The following is a 20,235-nucleotide window of genomic DNA, read 5'->3' as shown; positions in this document are numbered from 1 at the left end:
TCAGGGGCCCTCGTCGCTCGCGTGGGTTTCGACGCGCAGTGCGCGCCCCGCCTTGAACCCCAGCGCCTCCCCGACCCGGTCGTCCCAGCCATAGGGATCGTTGCGCACGATCGGCTCGCCCGCGTCGTCGAACAGCACCGTCTGGTAGAGCATCCGCACCAGAATCTGCCGGGGCAGCCTAACGAACGTCTCCTTGCCGGTGCCGCGCGCCTGATGCCACTGATCGGTCACGCCCTCGTCGCGCGCGAGCATCTCCGCGAAACCGAGCGCGTCGTCGACGCGGACGCAGCCATGGCTGCGCTGGCGCTGGATCATCGCGAACAATTGCTTGGCGGGCGTGTCGTGCAGGTAGATCGCGTGATCGTTCTGCATGTCGAACTTGACGAGGCCGAGCGAATTCTTCGGGCCCGGTTGCTGCACCAGCCAGCCGTCCTTGCGCGCGATGTTGTTGGCCTTGAGATAGGCTGCACCTTTCTTCGCCGTCTCGCCCTCGATCGAACGCGGGATCGTCCAGGTCGGGTTGGCGACCAGCCGGAAGATCGGCGAGCCGAGCTGGGGCGTCTCGCGATCGGGTTCGCCGACCACGACCTTGCGGCTGTCGGCGATCTTGCCGTCGCGCCAGTAGGTCAGCCGCGCCGCCGCCAGATTGACGTCGATCCGCGTCGCGGGCGGCGTGCGTTCGAGCCAGCGCAGCCGCTCCATCGCGATCGCCACCGCGCGCGCGCGGTCGACATCGGACATGTTGAGGATCGCAAGCGCCTCGTTCCCGATGACGCCGTCGAGCTTCATGCCGTAATCGGCCTGCATCCCCTGCACCGCCTTGACCATCGCGGGCGTATATTGCTGGCCCTGCGCCGCGCCCTGATCGAGATAGTCGAGGATGACGAGCTGGCGCGCGATCGTCGGGATGCGCGCGTCGGTCGCACCCGGCTTGATCGCCTCGCCCGTCACCGGAATGCCCGCAACCGGCGTAGGCGGCGCCTTGCGCAGCGCGATATAGGCTTTCGACAGGCGCTGATAATTGTCGTCCGCGGGAGCGAGGCTGGCGAGCCACCCCTTCACGTCGTTGGCGCGCAGCGCGTTGGCAAGCCCGGCGCGCAGGTCGGGATTGGGGCGCGGCACCGTATAGACGTCGTACAATTTGGTAGGGTCGGTCGCGCCGTGCGCCAGCGCGGCGGCATAGGCGAGCGCCTGCTTGGTGAACCCAGCCTCGTCGCTAGCGTCGCTCGCGAACGGCATCTGGTCGAGCCCGTGAACCGCGCGGGCGTTGATCGCGTCGCGCAATTGCGCGCGCGTGTCGTTGCTCCACTGCGCGGGCCCGGCGGGCTCGCTGGCGTTCGCGCCCGCCGACTGATTGTCGGGCGCCACATCGACGCTGCACCCCGCCAGCAGCAACGCCACCGCCGACACATGTCCCCAGCCTGTCCGCACGCGACACTCCCCTCGTTACGCCAGCAGAACGCATCCACGCGCACTCGGCTCCGCGACGCGGATGTAAATCGTCACCTACGACTGGCAGCGGCTTGAGCGGCGGCGGCGGTTATGGTGTGTGCGGGCAAGATCACGGCCGTGCAGCGATCGCGCGGTTCAAAAAAGGGGCAAGAGGATGAAAGTGTTGCAGGCCGCGCTGATCGGCGCATCATTGCTGGCGATGGCGGGGACCGGCAACGCGGTTGCGCAGCGCACGACCAACCGTTCGGGCACCCGCCCCGCGTCGATGCCCGCACCGCACGTCGACGGTGCCGCGGCGCGCGCGCAGGCGATCGTCGCGCGGATGACGGTGGACGAGAAGATCGCGCTCGCGCACGGGCTGTTCCCGCCGATGGCGGCGGGCAAGTCGCCCAACGAACTGATCCCCTCCGCCGGCCATATCGACGGCATCGCCCGCCTGGGCGTGCCGCTGGTGCGCGAGAGTGACGCGTCGCTCGGCGTCGCCAATCAGGTCGAGCAGCGTCGTGGCGACGTCGCGACCGCGCTTCCCTCCGGCCTCGCCACCGCGTCGAGCTTCGACCCCGAAATCGCGCGCGCGGGCGGCGCGATGATCGGTAGCGAGGCGCGTGCCAAGCGGTTCAACGTGCTGCTCGCGGGCGGCGTCAACCTGACGCGCGATCCGTGGAACGGCCGCAATTTCGAATATCTGGGCGAGGATCCGCTGCTCGCGGGCGAACTAGCGGGCGCGCATATCGCGGGCGTGCAGTCGAACCGCATCGCGTCGACAATCAAGCATTTCGCGCTCAATTCGCAGGAAACCGGCCGCACCGTCGCCGACGCGCGGATCGGTGAGCAGGCGCTGCGCGAAAGCGACCTGCTCGCGTTCGAACTCGCGATAGAGCGCGGCAACCCCGCTTCGGTCATGTGCGCCTACAACAAGGTCAACGGCGACTGGGCGTGCGAGAACGATTTCCTGCTCAATCGCGTGCTGAAGCGCGACTGGGGCTATCGCGGCTGGGTGATGAGCGACTGGGGTGCGGTGCACTCGACCGTCAAGGCGGCGAACGCCGGGCTCGACCAGGAATCCGGACAGGAACTCGACAAGCAGATCTTCTTCGATGCGCCGCTGCGTCAGGCGGTGCAGGCGGGCCAGGTCTCGACGCAGCGGCTCGACGACATGGTGGTGCGCTACCTGACCGGCCTGATCGAGAGCGGCGCGTACGATACACCCGTCGCCTCCGCCGCGCAGACCCCGCCCTACGCCGCCAATGCCGAGGTCGCGCAGCGCGCCGCCGAGGCAGGCATCGTGCTGTTGAAGAACGACGGCAACCTGCTGCCGCTCGCGCGCACCGCCAGGCGGATCGTGCTGATCGGCGGATCGGCGGATGTCGGCGTCTTGTCGGGCGGCGGGTCGAGCCAGGTCCGCTCGGTCGGCGGCGCGCCGGTCGAGATCCCGCTGTCGAGCGGCGGCGCCTCGTCGTTCGCGCGCATCACCTATCACGCCTCCTCGCCGCTCAATGCGCTGCGCAAGGCACTGCCCGGCACGCAGATCAGCTACGTCGACGGGCGCAACCTGAACGCGACGCTGGAGGCGGCGAAGAAGGCCGACATGGCGATCTTCTTCGCGACGCAGTGGACGACCGAGGCGCAGGACGTCGCCGACCTACGGCTGCCCGACAATCAGGACGCGCTGATCGCGATGGTCGCCAAGGTGCAGCCGAAAACCGTCGCCGTGATGGAGACGGGCGGCCCGGTGCTGATGCCGTGGCTCGATCAGGTGCCCGCGGTGGTACAGGCGTGGTATCCGGGGCAGCGCGGTGGCGAGGCGATCGCGGGCGTGCTGACCGGTCGCGTCAACCCGTCGGGCCGCCTGCCGATCACCTTCCCCGCCTCCGCCGCACAGCCCGTCCGCCCCGCCCCGGTCGGGCTTGACCGGCTGAGCTCGCTTGAGGCGCAGGCCGCGGCCGACCCCGCGCGCGCCGCCAACCTCGTCCTGCCGAGCTTCCCGGTCGAGTATGTCGAGGGATCCGACGTCGGCTATCGCTGGTACGAGAAGAAGGCGATGAAGCCGCTGTTCCCGTTCGGCCACGGGCTCAGCTACACCAGCTTCGCGTATCGCAACCCGGTGGTGAGCGGCGGCAAGCGATTGTCGGTCACGTTCGACGTCGTCAACACCGGGCGCACCGAAGGGGCCGACGTGCCGCAGATGTATGTGTCGCGTGATGGCGCGAACCAGCCGATGCGATTGGCGGGCTTCACCCGCGTGATGCTCAAGCCCGGCGAGACGCGGCGCGTGACGCTGACCGCGGAGCCGCGCGTCATCGCCGACTATGACACCAAACTGCCGGGCTGGCGTGTGCGCGCGGGTACCTACCGCGTCGCGCTCGCGCGCGACGCGACCGACCGCACAATGGTGTCGAGCGCGACGCTCGATGCCGCGACGATGAAGCCGTGACGCACGCGCGGGCGACGTTCGCGTCGCCCGCATCGCCGCCGGACGAGACGGTGGCGCGCCGGGGCGGGTGGTTCGCTTACTTCCCCGCCTGAGCGAACCAGTCGCCGCGCCGCACGTTGGGGCTGCTCCAACAGTGCATCGGATTTCGGCATGGCGCGGCAGACCAGCGACTTCTTCGTCGAGCGGCTAAAGGCGTGGGGCGTCACGCGCATCTACGGCTACTCGGGCGACGGCATCAACGGCGTGCTCGGCGCGCTGCAACGCGACGAAGGCAGCGCCGACGCGATCGAGTTCGTCCAGGTCCGCCACGAGGAGATGGCCGCGTTCATGGCGAGCGCACACGCGAAGTTCACCGGCGAGCTGGGCGTGTGCCTGTCGACCGGCGGACCGGGCGCGACGCATCTGATCACCGGGCTGTACGACGCGAAAAGCGACCACGTCCCCGTTCTCGCGATCGCGGGACAGGCCGAGGTGACGGTGCGCGGTGCCAGCTATCAGCAGGAGCTGAACCTCGACCGCATGTTCGCCGACGTGGCGGATTACGTGCAGGAGGTCGGCGCCCCCGCGCAGGCCCGCCACGTCACCGACCGCGCGATCCGCGTCGCGACCGCCAGGCGCGGCATCGGCGTGGTGATCCTGCCCAAGGACGTGCAGGACATGCCCTACGAGGAGCCGAAGCAGGCACACGGCTTCACCCGCTCAGGCATCGGCTACTCGGCGCCGCGCGTCGTGCCGCATGACGCCGACCTCGCGCGCGCGGCAGCGATCCTCAACGAGGGGAAAAAGATCGCGATCCTGATCGGCGCAGGCGCGCGCGGGGCCGCGGCCGAGGTCGAGCTGGCGGCCGAGAAGCTGGGCGCAGGCGTCGCCAAGGCCTTGCTCGGAAAAGACGTGCTGCCCGACGATCTGCGTTTCGTCACCGGCGCGGTCGGCCTGCTCGGTACGCAGCCGTCGTCCGACATGATACAGGGCTGCGACACGCTGCTGATGATCGGCACCGGCTTTCCCTGGGCCGAGTTCCTGCCGCCCGACGGCAAGGCGCGCGCGGTGCAGATCGACCTCGCGCCCGAGATGCTCGGGTTGCGCTACCCGGTCGACGTCAACCTCCACGGCGACGCCGCCGACACGCTCAAGGCGCTGCTGCCGCTGATCGAGCACAAGGCCGATCGCGCGTGGCAGCACGGCATCGTCTCGAACATCGAGCGCTGGCGCGACACGCTCACGGGCCGCGCGATGGCGGATGCGAAGCCGGTCAACCCGCAGCGCGTCGTGTACGAGATGTCACCGCGACTGCCCGACGACGCGATCGTCACCTCCGATTCCGGTTCGTGCTGCAACTGGTACGCGCGCGACTGGCAGGTGAAGCGCGGGCAGCGCGGCTCACTATCGGGCGGGCTCGCCTCGATGGGCGCCGCCGTCCCCTACGCGATCGCGGCGAAGTTCGCGCATGCGACCCGCCCGGTCGTCGCCCTGGTCGGCGACGGCGCGATGCAGATGAACAACATGGCCGAGCTGATCACGATCCAGAAATACTGGCATCGCTGGGCCGACCCGCGGCTGATCGTCTGCGTGTTCAACAATGAGGATCTGAACGAGGTCACCTGGGAACAGCGGATCAACGAGGGTAATCCGCGCTTCGACGCGTCGCAGTCGCTCCCCAACGTCCCCTACGCGCGCTTTGCCGAACTGCTCGGGCTGACCGGCATCTACGTCGACACGCCCGAGCAGCTCGGCGACGCATGGGACCGCGCACTCGCCGCCGATCGCCCGGTGGTGCTTGAAGTCAAGACCGACCCCGATGTCGCGCCGCTGCCGCCGCACGTCACGCTCCAGCAGGCGAAGGGTTTCCTGTCCTCGCTCGCGGGGGGCGACCGCGGCGGTGTGGGCGTGATGCTGGAAACCGCGCGCCAGATCATCGGCGGCGTGCGCGAGCGGCTGTAGAACCTCCCTTCGATCAAGCGAGAACCACCATGGATTACATCAAGCTCGGCACCACCGGCCTCGACGTGTCGCGTTTGTGCCTGGGGTGCATGACCTTCGGCATATCCGACCGCGGCAATCACGCCTGGACATTGGACGAGGACGCGAGCCGGCCGATCCTGCGCCGCGCGGTCGAGGCAGGGATCAACTTCTTCGACACCGCCAACGTCTATTCCGACGGCACTTCGGAAGAGATCGTCGGGCGCGCTCTCAAGGAATTCACGCGGCGCGAGGAAGTGGTGATCGCAACCAAGGTGCACGGCCGGATGCGCCCCGGCCCCAACGGCGCGGGGCTCAGCCGCAAGGCGATCATGACCGAGATCGACGCCAGCCTCACCCGCCTCGGCACCGACTACGTCGACCTCTATCAGATCCACCGTTTCGACTACGATGTGCCGATCGAGGAGACGCTCGAGGCGCTGCACGACGTCGTGAAGGCGGGGAAGGCGCGCTACATCGGCGCGTCGTCGATGTACGCGTGGCAGTTCGCGACCATGCTCCACGTCGCGGAGGCGAACGGCTGGACGCGCTTTTCGACGATGCAGAACTACCTCAACCTCCTCTACCGTGAGGAGGAGCGCGAGATGCTGCCCCTGTGCGAGGCGGAAGGCGTGGGCGTGATCCCGTGGAGCCCGCTCGCGCGCGGGCGGCTGACGCGCGACTGGGACGACACCACCGAACGGTCGCAGACCGACGAATTCGGCAAGACGCTCTACGCGCACACCGCCGCCGCCGACCGCCGTGTCGTCGAGGAAGTGGCGAAGATCGCGGCCGAACGCGGGGTGCCGCGCGCGCAGGTCGCGCTCGCCTGGGTGCTCGCCAAGCCCGAGGTATCCGCCCCTATCGTCGGCGCATCGAAGATCGCGCATCTCGACGACGCCATCGCGGCGCTGGAGTTGGGACTGACCGAGGGCGAGATCGCGCGGCTGGAGGCGCCCTACGTGCCGCACGCCGTCGTCGGCTTCTCGTGATCGCTGCCACCGACGCGCTCGTGATCGTCGATCCGCAGCGCGACTTCTGCCCCGGCGGCAGTCTTTCGGTCGCTGACGGCGATGCGGTGATGGCGCCGATCGTCGCGCTGGCCGACCGCTTCGCGCACGTCGTCGTCACGCAGGACTGGCACCCCGCGGTTCATTCGTCGTTCGCGAGCAGCCATCCGGGGACGCAGCCGTTTGAGACGATCGTGATGCCCTACGGCGAGCAGGTATTGTGGCCCGACCATTGCGTCCAGGGGACACCGGGCGCGGACTTCCACCCCGCGATCCTGCCCGCGGTCGCGCGCGCCGACCTGATCGTGCGCAAGGGCAGCAATCCCGCCGTCGACAGCTATTCCGCCTTCTTCGAGAACGATCGCGCCACGCGCACCGGGCTCGCAGGCGCGCTGCGCGACCGCGGCGTGACGCGCTGCGTGTTCGTCGGGCTCGCCTACGATTTCTGCGTCGCCTGGTCCGCGCTCGACGCGCGCGCGGAATGGTTCGCCGCGGTGGTGCTAAGAGACTACGCCCGCGCGATCGCGATGCCGTTGGTGCACGGCACCACCGTCGACGCGGCGGAAAAACAATTCGCCCGGGCCGGCGTCGGGCTGACGCTGTAGACCGCGAGCCATCACCGCCACTTCAATCACGGAAACACCGCACCTGCCGCCCCGACCCGTACGCCTGTCCTGCCTGCTCCTCGCCGCCGCGTCCGCCACGCTCGGCGCGTGCACCCGCCTGCCCCCGATGCGGCTCGCCCCACCCGGCGCGGCGGCGGCGCAGCCAACCGTCGCGTCCGCGCCCGGCCACACGGTCGGGGAGGCGACGCTCGACGTGCTGACGTTCAATATCGAGGGGCTTGGCTGGCCCGCACGGCACGGGCGCGCGGCGCAACTGGCGCAAATCGGCGAAACCCTGGCCGCGCTGAACGCGCAAGGTCGCGCACCCGACGTCGTCCTCGTGCAGGAAATGTTCAGCCCCGCCGCGGTGCGCGCGATCGGCGCGGCGGGCTATCCCTACCGTGCCTGGGGGCCCTCGCGCACGCAGCGGCGGCGATTGCCGTCGACGGCGCGGATGCCCGGCCCGGTCCGCTGGAAAAAGGGCGAGATCGGCATCCATCTCGTCGGGTCGGGGCTGGCGGTGCTGAGCCGCTACCCGATCGTCGCCGCACAGTCCGCGCCGTTCGGCAGCCGCCACTGCGCCGGGCTCGACTGCCTGAGCAACAAGGGGCTTCAATATGTCGCGGTGCGCGTCCCGGGCGTGCCCGAACCGATCGGAATCGTGAACGCGCACCTCAACTCGCGCTCGGCGGCGCGCGTCCCCACATCACGCAGCGCGCGCGCCCACGCAATGCAGGTCGACGACGCGGCGCAGTTCCTCGCGGGGGTGAGGCACGCCGGCCCGATGATCCTGGGCGGCGATTTCAACATGCGCGGCGACGCCAGCCGGATGGCGAGCTTCGACGCCGCGCTCGGCCATCTGACGCTGGTGCAGCGCTACTGCGTCGTGCCCGCGAACGGGTGCGACGTGCGCGTATCGTGGGACGGCGATGCACCGTGGATGGATACCGAGGATCTGCAATTGTTCGCACCCGGCCACGCGGTGTCGATCACGTCGATCCGCGTCGAGGCGATGTTCGACGGCGCGGCGGGATCGCCGCAATTGTCGGATCACGACGGCTTTCGCGTCACCTATCGCCTTCGCTGGCCGACCGATCCGGCGCGGCCGCGCTGACCGCGCGCGATTGCGTGGTCCGGCGGGCACGGTAAAGCGGGCGGGTGGCGTGTTCCCCTTCCCGCATCCGGCTCCTGTCCCTCGTCGCCGCGACCGGCGTGCTGCTGGGCGGCGCGGCGTCGCTCGCGGCGCAGGGCAATGCGTTCGACCTGACCGGTCCGGCGTTGCAGGTCGCGGTGACCCACACCGGCGCGGACGGCACGACCACCCTGCCCTTGTCGCAGGTACCCAATCTGAGCGCGGGCGATCACCTGCGGATCGCCGCCGTCCTGCCCAGCAATCAGGGCGCGCATTACCGCATGGTGCTCGCCTTCCTGCGCGGCGCGACCAACCCGCCGTCCGACGACTGGCTGAGCGAGGCGCGCACCTGGAAGCCCAAGGACGCGGTGATCGACGTCGCGGTGCCGGCGGGCGCGCAGCAGGCGCTCGTCTTTCTCGTCCCCGATACCGGCGGCGCGTTCGCGGCGGTCCGCTCGGCGGTACGGCAACGACCCGGGGCGTTCGTGCGCGCGTCGCAGGATCTCAATCAGGCGATGCTCGACCGCACCCGGCTGGAAGCGTTCGTCGCGCGGCTGCGCGGGCGGACGGCGGACGAGGTCGCGCAGGTATCGCCGGTGCTCGCCAAAAGCCTGGCGGTGAAGCTCGACCCCGCCTGCCTCCAACCGGGCGAGGACCCGCGCGCCGCCTGCCTGACCCCGGGTCAGAGCGCGGCGGTGCTGGCGGACGGGCAGACCAGCTCGATCGCGCAGACGCTCGCCGGCGCGCCCGCCAACATCGCGCTGCAACTCGCCGCCACGCCGCAGGCGGGCTACGGCTATTACAGCGCCTATATCGGCGTGTTCCGCGATCTCGCGCGGATGCTCGGCGCGTTCCAGTCGGCGCAATTGCAGTTCATTCCTGCGCTCAACGTCCAGCACGGCGCGCGTACCGACCTGCTGCTCAATACCGTGCCGTCGTTCCGCAAGCCGCAATCGGTGCTCGTCGCCGCGCTCCCCACGGTCGCCCCACCCGCGCGTCCGCCGCTCGAATCGAGCGCACCCGGCGCCTTGTGCCTCGCGCAGCCGGGGCTGGTGCTGCCGGTCGGCGGCGCACCGCTCGTCTTCTCGACCGATTACGCGCGCGACATGCGGCTGCGCGTGCCGACGCGCGCGGGCTCGGTCGAGCTGCCGGTCACCGCCGATGCGTCGCGCGGCGGTTTCGTGGTGGGGGAACGCCCCGCCGGGATGATCGTCGACGGCAACGTGACCGGCCGGTTGCACGGCGCCTGGGGCTTCGCCGCGTTCGATGGTCCGGAATTCCGGCTGGTGACCCCGGGGGCGGGCGCGTGGAGCGCGGGCGACGCGACGCTGGTCGTCGGGCGCGACGCGCCGTTGACGCTCGCGGGCGGCGCGGCGGCGTGCGTCGCCGACGTCCGCGTGACGCGCGACGGGCTAAAGCGTGCGGTGCCGTTCGAGGTCGCGGCCGACACGCTCCGGCTCAAGGTCCCTTTGGGCGACGTGAAGCCCGGCACGCTGACGCTTTGGATCCGCAGCCACGGTCTTGCCGAACCGCAGCAACTCCGGCTGCGCGCTTATGCCGAGGCGAGCCGGATCGACGGCTTCGTCCTCCACGCCGGCGACCGTGAGGGCGTGCTGACGGGCGCACGGCTCGATCAGGTGGCGGGGCTCGACGTCGGGGGCACGCAGTTCCGCCCCGCCGCGCTGACCCGTGCGGGCACGACCGACCGGCTGGTGCTTACCACGGAAACCGCCGTCGCCTTTGCCGCCGGACAGGCGCCCGCCGCGCGCGTCACGCTCGCCGACGGGCGCAGCGTGGCGGTCACGGTAAAGATCGCGCCGCCGCGCCCGACGGCGTCGCTGCTCGGCCGGTCAAGCGTACCCGCCGCGCCGCGCGCGGTCGGGATCCGCCTGCGCGGCGACGACCTGATCGCGCAGGATGCCCGCGTCACCTTCTCGCTGCGCGCCGACGCGCGCACGACGTTCAACGCCGACGACACCGTCGAGGTGGCGGCCCCCGGCGAGAGCGTCCGCCTGCCCGTACGCTTGCAGGACAACCATGTCGCGGTCGCGACGCTCGATCCCGCAGCGCTCGGCGCTTCGGCGCACGGTGCGCTGCGCTTTCGCCTGGTCCAGGGCGACGTGGTCGGCGACTGGCGCGCACTCGGCACTCTCGTACGCCTGCCCCGCTTGACCGCGGCGACGTGCGCGCGCGCCACCTGCACGATCACCGGCAGCGACCTGTTCCTCCTCCGCAGCATCGCGGGTGTCGAGATCGCCGACGGCTTCACCGGTGAGACGCTAAGCGTGCCGCGCGGCGCGACCGCGGCGGCGGTGCTGCGCGACGGGCCCGACGCCGCGGCGACCGTCACGCTGCCCGATGCGCGCTGATCCGCGGGCGGGCTGAGATGCCGCAGCCGCTGCTGCCCGCGCGCGCGCTGCTCCGCTACGCACTGGCGGCGACCGGCGGGATCATCGGCTACACGCCGCTCCTCTCACTGCTGCTGCCGATCAAGCTGCAGGCCTTCGCGCCCGACGAACGCTATCGCCTGCTCGTCGCGTGCAGCGTCGCGGGTGCGCTCGCCGCGGGGGTCGCCAACATCGTCTTCGGCTGGCTCGGCGACCGCGCCGTCGCGCGCGGTGGCGGGCGGCGCGGCTGGATGGTCGCGGGGCTGATCGCGACCGCCGCCTCGTTCGCCGCGATCGCGGCCGCGACCCACGGAGCCACGATCGTCGCGGCGATCGTCGCGTTCCAGATCGCGGTCAACGCGCTCCTCGCACAGGTGTCCGCGCTCACCGCCGAGGAGGTACCCGCGGCACAGAAAAACACCGCCGCGGGGCTGCTGACGCTCGGGCCACCGCTCGCCGCCGCGGCGACCACGCTGGTCGTGACGCTCGCCACGCGCGAGGGGGTGCGCCTCGCCTATGTCGCCGCTTTGATGGTCGTGTGCGTCATCCCGCTGCTCGCCACGCCGCCCCGCGCGCGTGTGGCAGAAGCATCCCCCCCGGCGGAGCCGCAGCACGCGACGCGCGCTCTCGCGATCGCCTGGACCACGCGGTTGCTGGTGCAGGTCGCCAACAGCGGCGTCGGCCTGTGCCTGTTCTTCTTCTTCGCGCGCGCGGTCGGCGGCGCGGGCGATGCACCCGCGATCGTCGCGCAACTGCTCCTCGTCGCGACCATCGTCCCCGTCCCGCTCGCGCTTCTGCTCGGGCGGCGGTCGGACCGGACGGGGCAGCGCGAACGCTTTCTCGCGGGCGCGGCTCTCGTCGCTAGTGCGGGGCTAATCGCCATGGTAATGCTGCGCGACTGGCACTGGGCGGCGGTCGGCTATGTCGCCTTCGCGAGCGCGGTGTCGGTCTTTCAGGCGCTCAACATCGGCCACGCGATGCTGCTGTTGCCGCGCGGAGTCGGGCCGGGGCGCAACCTAGGGCTCCTCAACCTCGCCAATACGCTGCCGCAGGTCGTCGCGCCGCTGCTCGCCTTGTTCGCGAACGCGGACGACTTCTCGGCGGTGCTGCTGCTGTTCGCGACACTGACGCTCGCCGCCGCGCTGCTGCCCGTCGCGTTCAGGACACCGCGCACGGTCCCGAACTACCGCGGATGACGAGTTCATAGGGAAGGATGCGGCACGGATCGCCCGTCGTGTTCGTGCCGTGCTGGTGGATCACCAGGTCGACCGCCTCCCAGCCAAGTGCATAATTGGGCTGGCGGATCGTGGTCAGCTGCGGCCACGCCATCCGCGCAATCTCCGCGTCGTCGAACCCGACGATCGATACCGCGCGCGGCACCGCGATCTGCCGGCTCATCGCCGCGATCATGACGCCGAGCGCCATCTCGTCGTTGCTCGCGAACACCGCGGTCGGGCGCGGGTGGCGGTCGAACAACGCCTCGCCCGCGTCGAACCCCGAACGGAACCGGAAATCGCCCTGCATCACGCGCTCGGGCGGCGGCGACAGGCCCGCTGCGGTCATTGCGTCGTGGAAACCCAGCCAGCGCCGCTCGGACGCGCTGTGCGTCGGATTGCCGCGCACGAACGCGATGTCGCGGTGGCCGAGCGCGAGCAGATGCTCGGCCATGTCGCGCGCGGCGTCGCGGTCGTCCATCCGCACCTGCGGCGTCCGCTCCAGTTCGGCACCGGGCGCGATACGCACAACAGGCACGTCGTGCCGATCGAAGATGTCGAGCAATTCGGCACGGTCGCAGATCGGCGAGGTCAGTATCGCACCCCCCAGCCTAAGCGCGTGCAGACTGTCGACCAGCCGCTCACGCCAGTCGGAGCGCTGGAACGTGATCGGCTCGATCACGATGTGCCGCCCCATCGCGCGAGCCTGCTCGAGCGCGCCGCGCTGGATCGTCGCGGCATAGCCCGACACCGGATCGTCGAAGAACAGCCCGACCAGGAACGAGCGCGAGCTCGACAGCCCGCGCGCGAAGGCATTGGGGCGGTAGTTCATGTCCGCAACGACGCGCGCGACGCTTTCGCGGATCTCGGGCCGGACGTGCGCCTCGCCGTTAATCACGCGCGACACCGTCTTGGGTGACACCCCCGCGCGCTCGGCCACATCCTTGATCGTGATCGGCTTCATCGTCCACCGCTCGTTGACGCCACAGGGCCGAGCCCGCCGCGCGGAACCCGGCGGCCGACACGCCATCCAGTTTCTTGACATCGATGTCGGGGAAATCGACGAGCAGGTCAAGCAGCGGAGGCGACCGCTCCTGCGCCAAACGGCGGTACAGATTGTAAAAAGTTCAGCCTGTCATGCATCTCGGCCACACCTAGCGACAAAGCAAGTGCGCCATTGGTCGTATGTTGACATCGATGTCGGCTTCGATACGACGCGCAACAGTACGTAACGAAGATTGCGCCCGGGACGGCCGAAGGGACGGCCGCCGGGTTCAAAGGGGAAGGATGATGAAAGCGATGAAGCTGTCGTGCGCACTTGTGCGCTCAACCTCGATGATCGGCCTCGCCGCCGGGCTGATGATGGCCGGCGTGGCGAACGCGCAGGCGACCACCGATCCGCAGGCCGCACCCGCCGCCCCCGCCGACCCGCAGCAGGGCACGCCGCAGGCCGACACGACCAGCCAGGCCGCGACCCCGGCTGAGCCGAGCCCGACCAACCCGGTGCCCGACACCGCGGCCGAGGGCGGCGACATCGTCGTCACCGGCATCCGCGCCTCGCTCGAGCGGTCGATCGCGATCAAGCGCGATTCGAACGGCGTCGTCGACGCGATCAGCGCCGAGGACATCGGCAAGTTCGCGAACACCAACCTCGCCGAATCGCTCCAGCGCATCACCGGCGTGTCGATCGACCGCCGCAACGGCGAAGGCTCGACCGTCACCGTCCGCGGCTTCGGCGCACAGTACAACCTCGTGACGCTGAACGGCCGCCAGCTCGCGACCTCTAACATTGTCGCGGTCGGCGGTGACCAGGGCGGCGACGGCGCGGCAGGCACCGGGCGCTCGTTCGACTTCTCCAACCTCGCCTCCGAAGGCGTGAAGACGCTGGAGGTCTACAAGACCGGCCGCGCCGCGATCCCCTCGGGCGGCATCGGCGCGACGATCAACGTCGTCAGCCGCCGCCCGCTCGACGCGCAGGACGCGGGCTTCCTCGGCTCGATCGGTGCGAAGGGCAGCTACGACAATAGCTCGTCCGACTGCCTCGACTGCGGCGCGCGCGTAACCCCCGAAGTGTCAGGCACCGCGGCGTGGTCCGATCCCAATCAGCGCTTCGGCGTGTCGCTGTTCGGCAGCTACCAGAAGCGTAATTTCAGCTTCGCGAGCGTCGCGCCCGACAACTGGAACATCCGTTCGCTGACCGATTTCCTCAATCCCGCGAACGGCTTCGTCAACAACGCCACCAAGATCAACAACCGCCCGACCGGCAATCCGCTCGTGTCGGTGCCCAACGACTCGCGCTACCACTTCTCCGAGGCGAGCCGCGAGCGCATCAATGGCCAGGCGATCCTGCAATTCCGCCCGACCGACACGCTGACCTTCACCGCCGACGGCCTGTACGCGCAGCTGAAGCAGTCGGAGCGCCGCTCGACCCAGTCGAACTGGTTCAACCGTCCGTTCAGCGAGGTGACCTTCGACGACGCGAGCAACGGCGTCGCGACCACCACCTTCCTCGCCGAGACGATCAACGGCGTGAAGGACGCCGCGTTCGAGCAGGCGTATCGCGCGCAGAAGAACAAGCTCTACGATTTCGGCGGCAACATCGAGTGGAAGCCGACCGACCGCTTCTCGTTCGCGATCGACGGTCACATCGGCAAGGCGGACAGCCTGCCCGACAACCCCAACGGCCAGACCTCGACCACCGTCGCGTTCAACGCGCCGGTCGTCGCGGCGCAGTCGCTGACGCTCAACAGTAAGGGTTTTCCAACCCAGTCGATCACGGTCAATGATCGTACGCCGAGCGTGACGCCGCCCTCGACGGCCTTCCCCCAAGGACAGACCTTCATCAAGGGCAATGCAAACGGCGTGATCGACACGGGCGACCTGTCGAGCGCGGTGCAGCGCCAGTTTGCCTCGACGCAGACGCAGCGGATCAAGGAACTCCGCGCCGACGCCGGGTGGGAATTGAACGACCAGTTCCGCTTCGACGCCGGTGGCGACTATCGCCAGACCAAGACGCGCCAGACGCAGTTCAACACGCGTCAGGTGCTGGGTGACTGGGGCAACTCGCTGCCGCCCGACGTCGCGCGTCTCGCCCCAGGTCAGGTGTTCCAGTTCTGCGGCGTGTGCAAGTTCGAGAACAACAACCCGAACGTGACGGGCAGCTCGCTGACCGCGTTCCGCACGGAAGATGCGACCAAACTCTATAACGCGCTGTTCAACTATTACAGCAGCCTGCCGCTTGACCCCAATCAGCAACCGGCCCCGCTCGGATTTCAGTATAAGTCGATCGACGGGATCGACCATCGGAATAACATTGACGCGAACAACGACAACCGCGTCCGCGAAAGCATCTGGGCAGCTTATGTTCAGGGTTCATGGACGGGTCAGGTGTTCGGGCGCAACGCGAACGTAGTCGCCGGCGTCCGTTACGAGAACACCAAGGTCAACGCGGTGTCGCTCCAGACGGTGCCGCAGGCGATCGTGTGGACGTCGGACAACGACTTCGCGATCACCTACTCGAACGATCAGCAGCCTGTTACCAGCCGCGGCCGCTACAGCAACTGGCTACCTGCGGTCGACGCCAAGATCGAGGTGATCGACAACCTGTTCGCGCGCGCCTCGTACAGCAAGACGATCTCGCGTCCAGCCTACGGCAACCTGTTCGCCTCGACCGGCGTCGGCCAGCCCGCACGGCCGACCGCGATCGGCGGCATCGCGACCGGCAGCACCAACAACACCGACCTGAATCCGCTGTCGTCGGACAACATCGACGTCTCGCTCGAATGGTATCCGCGCAAGGACATCTTCCTGTCGGCGGGCTTCTTCGACAAGCGCGTCCATGACTTCATCGGCAACACGGTGGTCAACCGCAACCTGTTCGGCCTGCGCGACCCGACCTCGGGCGCGGCGGGTACGCGCTCGGGCACCGCGCGCGATCAGTTGACCAACACGTTCCGCGCCGACATCACCGACGTCAACCTGTTCACCTACACCGCACTGCTACAGGCCAATAGCGGTGACATCGCAGCCACCAACGCGCAGTTCGCGGCGAACTACAACGCCAACAGCCGCTCGCTTGATCAAGGTTTCGTCGACAAGGTGCTGGGTCAATATGACATCACCGCCAACGCTCAGGACCCGTTGTTCAACTTTGCGGTCAACACGCCGATCAACAACCGCGACGCGCACATCTACGGTGGCGAATTCGCCGGCCAGTACTTCCTGGGCGATACCGGTTTCGGCATCGCGGCGAGCTATACGCTGGTGCGCGGCAACGTCGGAATCGACGTGGCGGCACCGCCGACGGTGAACACCTTCGCGCTCGTCGGCCTGTCCGACACCGCGAACGCGACGCTGATCTACGACAAGAACGGGACCTCGATCCGCGTGTCGTACAACTGGCGCGACAAGTTCCTCGCCGACATCAACCGCGGCGGCGCCGATCGCAACCCGGTGTTCGTGGCACCCTACGGCCAGCTCGACCTGTCGATGAACTTCGACCTGACGCCGCGCTTCTCGCTCGGCTTCGAGGCGATCAACCTGACCGAAGAGGGCGTTCGCAGCTACGGCCGCGACGAGAGCAACGTCTGGTATCTCGCGGAAGGCTCAGCGCGTTACCTCGTCGGCGCCCGCTACCGCTTCTGACGACCGAACGGACGGGGCCGCCGGCGACGGCGGCCTTGTTCACCCAAATCGCGTTCGGATAAGTAAGCGTCATGGCTGCCGTTCTGCTCAACAACGTCGACCACCGCGACCTTCGCGTCGCGGTCGGTCATCACGCGCGCTACGGCGATGCGATCAACCAGACCCGCGTGTTCCCCGCCGAGTTCGAGGAACTGCAACGCGATTACGCGATCCTGCTCCGCCGCGACGACCAGGGGCAATTCCTCGCCACCGTCCTGCTCGGGCTCGATCCCGATGAGAACCTGTTTCTCTCAGGCGAGCAATGGGACGCCCGCTACGTCCCCGCGACGCGCGCGCGCGGTCCCTTCTCGATCGGCGTCGACGACCACGGCGAGCCGATGATCCACGTCGAACCTGACCATCCGCGCGTCCAGCCCGCGGGCGAGCCGGTGTTCCGCGAACACGGCGGGAACTCGGCGCTGCTCGATCACGTCTCCGCGATGCTCCAGCGCATCTACACCGGGCTCGAGCGCGAGCAGGCGCTCTACGCCGCGCTCGACGACACCGGGCTGCTGACTCCGGCGACGCTCCAGCTCGAACTCGGCGAGGGTCGACGTTACAATCTGCCCGACCACTGGACGATCGACGCGGATCGCCTCGCCGCTCTCGACGGCGACGCGCTCGCGCGCCTCCACCGCGACGATCATCTCCGCCCCGCGATCTGGATCGCCTCCTCGCTCGGCAACATCCGCCACCTGCTCGACCGAAAGCTGCGGGGCGAACTCGGTGGCTGACGCGGCGCGCGTCGGACGCAGCGTCCGCGCGATCGACGCGCCGGGCGCCCCCGATCTCGACGCGCTGATCGCCGAGGACGAGCCCGTCATCCTGCGCGGGCTCGCCGCCGACTGGCCGCTGGTGGCCGCAGGGCGCACCTCGCCCGGCGCGGCCGCGGACTATCTGCGCGGCTTCGATGCGGGGCAGACGGTCACGGGCTACGTCGGCGCGCCCGAGATACGCGGGCGCTTTCACTATGACGCTAGCGCGACCGCGATGAATTTCGCCGCCGAGCGGATGGCGCTCGGCGCCTTCCTCGACCGCGTGCTCGCGCATCTGGACGACCCGAACGCGCCGTCGCTCTACCTCGGCTCGACCGACCTCGACACCTATCTCCCCGGCTTCCGCGCCGCAAACGAACTGCATCCGGCAGGCGACACCTTCGCGCAGTCCCCCCCGCTCGCCAGCATCTGGATCGGCAACCGCACGATCGCCTCGGCGCATTACGACCAGTCGAACAATGCGGCGGTCTGCGCGGTCGGGCGGCGGCGCTTCACGTTATTTCCGCCCGAGCAGGTTACGAACCTCTACCCCGGCCCGCTCGCGCCGACGCCTGGCGGGCAGGTCGTCAGCATGGTCGATTTCGCCGAGCCCGATCTCGCGCGTTTTCCCCGCTTCGCCGACGCGCTCGCCGCGGGACAGGTGGCGGAGCTCGAGCCGGGCGACGTGCTCGTCTACCCGGCATTGTGGTGGCACCATGTCGAGGCGCTCGACGCGTTCAACGTGTTGGTAAATTATTGGTGGAACGCCGCACCCGCGTTCATGGACACGCCGATGGACACGATGCTCCACGCCTTTCTGTCGCTGCGCGACCGGCCCGCGCAGGAAAAGGCGGCGTGGCGCGCGATGTTCGACCATTACGTCTTCGGTGACGCGGAGGCGGTCGCGGCCCACCTGCCCGCCGCGGCGCGCGGGCCGCTCGCCCCGATCGACGGATCCACCGCGCGGCAGTTGCGCGCCTACCTGCTCGGGCGATTGAACCGATGACCGACTCCAGCACCGCCCGGCCCACCCGCGTCGTGATCGCGGGCGGCGGCACCGCGGGGTGGATCGCCGCCGCCGCGCTGACGCGCCAGCTCGGGTCGCTGGTCGAGGTGACGCTGGTCGAATCGGACGAGATCGGCACCGTCGGCGTCGGTGAATCGACCATCCCGACCGCGCGCAGCTTCCACGCCTTCATCGGCGTCGACGAGGCCGCATTCATGCGCGCGACGCAGGCGACCTTCAAGCTCGGCATCTCATTCGAGAACTGGCGCGCGATCGGCGACCGCTATTTCCACCCCTTCGGCCAGGTCGGACGCTCGGTCGCGATCGCCGATTTCCAGCATTTCTGGCTGCAGGCACGCGCACACGGCGTCGCGGGCGATTACGGCGATTATTCGCTCGAACAGCAAGCCGCCGCTGCCGGGCGGTTCGGGCACGACGCGCAAGGGTCGCTCGCCTACGCCTATCACCTCGACGCGACCGCCTACGCGCGCTTCCTGCGCGGCGTCGCCGAGGGTGCGGGCGCGCGCCGCGTCGAGGGGCGGATCGACCGGGTCAACCTCTTGGAGAACGGCGACATCGCCGCGCTCGTCCTCGCATCGGGCGCGCGGGTCGAGGGCGACCTGTTCATCGACTGCACCGGCTTCCGCGCGCTCTTGATCGAGGGCGCGCTCCGCACCGGTTACGACGACTGGAGCGAGTGGCTCGCGACCGACCGCGCGCTTGCGGTGCAGACCGAAACGGTGCGCGCCCCCGTCCCCTACACCCGCGCGATCGCGCATGGTGCTGGCTGGCGCTGGCAGATCCCGCTGCAATCGCGCGTCGGCAACGGGCTGGTCTATTCGAGCGCGCATATGAGCGACGACGAAGCCCGTGCGACGTTGCTCGCCGGACTGGACGGCGACCCGCTGTTCGAGCCGCGGCCGCTGCGCTTCGTCGCAGGGATGCGGCGGCGAAGCTGGAACCGCAATTGCGTCGCGATGGGGCTCGCCGGCGGGTTCATCGAGCCGCTCGAATCGACCAGCATCCACCTGATCATGAACGCCGCGATCCGGCTAATCCAGTTGTTCCCGTTCCGCGGCGACGACGCGAACGCGCTCGCCGCGCGCTTCAACGCGCAGTCGCGCCACGAATGGGAGCACGTGCGCGACTTCATCATCCTGCACTATGTCGTGACCGCGCGCGACGACACACCGTTCTGGCGCGAGCGGCGCGCGATGACGATCCCCGATACGCTGGCCGAACGGATCGCGCTGTTCACCGACAGCGCGGGCGCGTGGCAGGGGCAGGACGATCTATTCCGCATCGATTCCTGGGTCGCGGTCATGCTCGGACAGGGCATCGTACCGCGCGCGCACCACCGCATCGCCAGCCTGCTCGGCGCACCCGTGTTGCAGCAATCGCTCGGCGAGCTGACCCGCGGAATCGCGGCCACGGTGCAGGCGATCCCGCCGCACCAGCAGTTCCTGCGGCAATACTGCCCCGCCTGACCGACACGGATCGTTACACGCCAGGAACGTCCCCGACACATGGGCGTTTGGCGACCAACAAGGATCAAGCTCGCCCTCGCCTGACCGCGACACGGCTTGCTGGCTGATGAT

13 protein-coding genes are annotated in these 20,235 nt (G+C 69.3%); 11 read left to right on the top strand and 2 right to left on the bottom strand.

Annotation, left to right across the window (positions count from 1 at the left end):
• Positions 1-1,431 (bottom strand): L,D-transpeptidase family protein, encoded by a 1,431-nt coding sequence (locus KZ810_RS14675; RefSeq protein ID WP_219769866.1) that lies wholly within the window; start codon positions 1,429-1,431, stop codon positions 1-3.
• Positions 1,432-1,606: 175 nt separating this feature from the next.
• Here KZ810_RS14675 and KZ810_RS14670 point away from each other — a divergent pair, with 175 nt between their 5' ends.
• From KZ810_RS14670 to KZ810_RS14640, 7 genes are all read left to right on the top strand, one after another.
• The gene (locus KZ810_RS14670; protein WP_219769865.1) at positions 1,607-3,886 is read left to right on the top strand and encodes a beta-glucosidase family protein; all 2,280 of its coding nucleotides are present in this window, start codon (positions 1,607-1,609) and stop codon (positions 3,884-3,886) included.
• Between the two features lie 150 nt (positions 3,887-4,036).
• Positions 4,037-5,827 carry a thiamine pyrophosphate-requiring protein gene (locus KZ810_RS14665; protein WP_219769864.1) on the top strand — a complete coding sequence of 597 codons (1,791 nt, stop codon included), beginning with the start codon at positions 4,037-4,039 and terminating at the stop codon, positions 5,825-5,827.
• Between the two features lie 29 nt (positions 5,828-5,856).
• Positions 5,857-6,837 carry an aldo/keto reductase gene (locus KZ810_RS14660; protein ID WP_219769863.1) on the top strand — a complete coding sequence of 327 codons (981 nt, stop codon included), beginning with the start codon at positions 5,857-5,859 and terminating at the stop codon, positions 6,835-6,837.
• Complete coding sequence (locus tag KZ810_RS14655) at positions 6,834-7,460, top strand: nicotinamidase (RefSeq protein WP_219769862.1); 627 nt, start codon at positions 6,834-6,836, stop codon at positions 7,458-7,460. Before KZ810_RS14660 ends, KZ810_RS14655 begins: the two co-directional genes overlap by 4 nt.
• A 127-nt stretch (positions 7,461-7,587) precedes the next feature.
• Complete coding sequence (locus KZ810_RS14650; protein WP_219769861.1) at positions 7,588-8,574, top strand: endonuclease/exonuclease/phosphatase family protein; 987 nt, start codon at positions 7,588-7,590, stop codon at positions 8,572-8,574.
• A 44-nt stretch (positions 8,575-8,618) separates the two neighbouring features.
• Positions 8,619-10,961, top strand: a complete 2,343-nt coding sequence (locus KZ810_RS14645; RefSeq protein ID WP_308461565.1) for a hypothetical protein — start codon at positions 8,619-8,621, stop codon at positions 10,959-10,961.
• A gap of 17 nt (positions 10,962-10,978) precedes the next feature.
• Positions 10,979-12,175, top strand: a complete 1,197-nt coding sequence (locus tag KZ810_RS14640; RefSeq protein ID WP_219769860.1) for an MFS transporter — start codon at positions 10,979-10,981, stop codon at positions 12,173-12,175.
• Here KZ810_RS14640 and KZ810_RS14635 read toward each other — a convergent pair.
• Positions 12,138-13,157 carry a LacI family DNA-binding transcriptional regulator gene (locus tag KZ810_RS14635; protein WP_219769859.1) on the bottom strand — a complete coding sequence of 340 codons (1,020 nt, stop codon included), beginning with the start codon at positions 13,155-13,157 and terminating at the stop codon, positions 12,138-12,140. The two genes, KZ810_RS14640 and KZ810_RS14635, sit on opposite strands and share 38 nt — an antisense overlap.
• A gap of 326 nt (positions 13,158-13,483) precedes the next feature.
• On the opposite strand from KZ810_RS14635, the gene KZ810_RS14630 reads away from it, so the two are divergent.
• The 4 genes from KZ810_RS14630 (at position 13,484) to KZ810_RS14615 (ending at position 20,124) form a co-directional block, all read left to right on the top strand.
• Complete coding sequence (locus tag KZ810_RS14630) at positions 13,484-16,837, top strand: TonB-dependent receptor (RefSeq protein WP_219769858.1); 3,354 nt, start codon at positions 13,484-13,486, stop codon at positions 16,835-16,837.
• A gap of 71 nt (positions 16,838-16,908) precedes the next feature.
• Positions 16,909-17,610 carry a SapC family protein gene (locus tag KZ810_RS14625; protein ID WP_219769857.1) on the top strand — a complete coding sequence of 234 codons (702 nt, stop codon included), beginning with the start codon at positions 16,909-16,911 and terminating at the stop codon, positions 17,608-17,610.
• Positions 17,603-18,637, top strand: coding sequence for a cupin-like domain-containing protein (locus KZ810_RS14620; protein ID WP_219769856.1), 1,035 nt, complete (start codon positions 17,603-17,605; stop codon positions 18,635-18,637). The genes KZ810_RS14625 and KZ810_RS14620 overlap by 8 nt, the downstream gene beginning before the upstream one ends.
• The gene (locus KZ810_RS14615; RefSeq protein WP_219769855.1) at positions 18,634-20,124 is read left to right on the top strand and encodes a tryptophan halogenase family protein; all 1,491 of its coding nucleotides are present in this window, start codon (positions 18,634-18,636) and stop codon (positions 20,122-20,124) included. The genes KZ810_RS14620 and KZ810_RS14615 overlap by 4 nt, the downstream gene beginning before the upstream one ends.
• The last annotated feature ends 111 nt before the right edge of the window (positions 20,125-20,235 follow it).

The organism is Sphingomonas citricola, assembly GCF_019429535.1.
GTDB lineage: Bacteria > Pseudomonadota > Alphaproteobacteria > Sphingomonadales > Sphingomonadaceae > Sphingomonas > Sphingomonas citricola.
The sequence above is the reverse complement of the archived record's forward strand: the minus strand, read 5'-3'. Positions and strand labels throughout refer to the sequence as shown.

Bases quoted from the DNA above. Each gene is read 5' to 3' on its own strand.
- KZ810_RS14670 (WP_219769865.1), top strand. From the start codon at position 1,607: ATGAAAGTGTTGCAGGCCGCGCTGATCGGCGCATCATTGCTGGCGATG.
- KZ810_RS14665 (WP_219769864.1), top strand. From the start codon at position 4,037: ATGGCGCGGCAGACCAGCGACTTCTTCGTCGAGCGGCTAAAGGCGTGG.
- KZ810_RS14660 (WP_219769863.1), top strand. From the start codon at position 5,857: ATGGATTACATCAAGCTCGGCACCACCGGCCTCGACGTGTCGCGTTTG.
- KZ810_RS14650 (WP_219769861.1), top strand. From the start codon at position 7,588: ATGCGGCTCGCCCCACCCGGCGCGGCGGCGGCGCAGCCAACCGTCGCG.
- KZ810_RS14640 (WP_219769860.1), top strand. From the start codon at position 10,979: ATGCCGCAGCCGCTGCTGCCCGCGCGCGCGCTGCTCCGCTACGCACTG.
- KZ810_RS14635 (WP_219769859.1), bottom strand. From the start codon at position 13,157: ATGAAGCCGATCACGATCAAGGATGTGGCCGAGCGCGCGGGGGTGTCA.
- KZ810_RS14630 (WP_219769858.1), top strand. From the start codon at position 13,484: ATGAAAGCGATGAAGCTGTCGTGCGCACTTGTGCGCTCAACCTCGATG.
- KZ810_RS14625 (WP_219769857.1), top strand. From the start codon at position 16,909: ATGGCTGCCGTTCTGCTCAACAACGTCGACCACCGCGACCTTCGCGTC.
- KZ810_RS14615 (WP_219769855.1), top strand. From the start codon at position 18,634: ATGACCGACTCCAGCACCGCCCGGCCCACCCGCGTCGTGATCGCGGGC.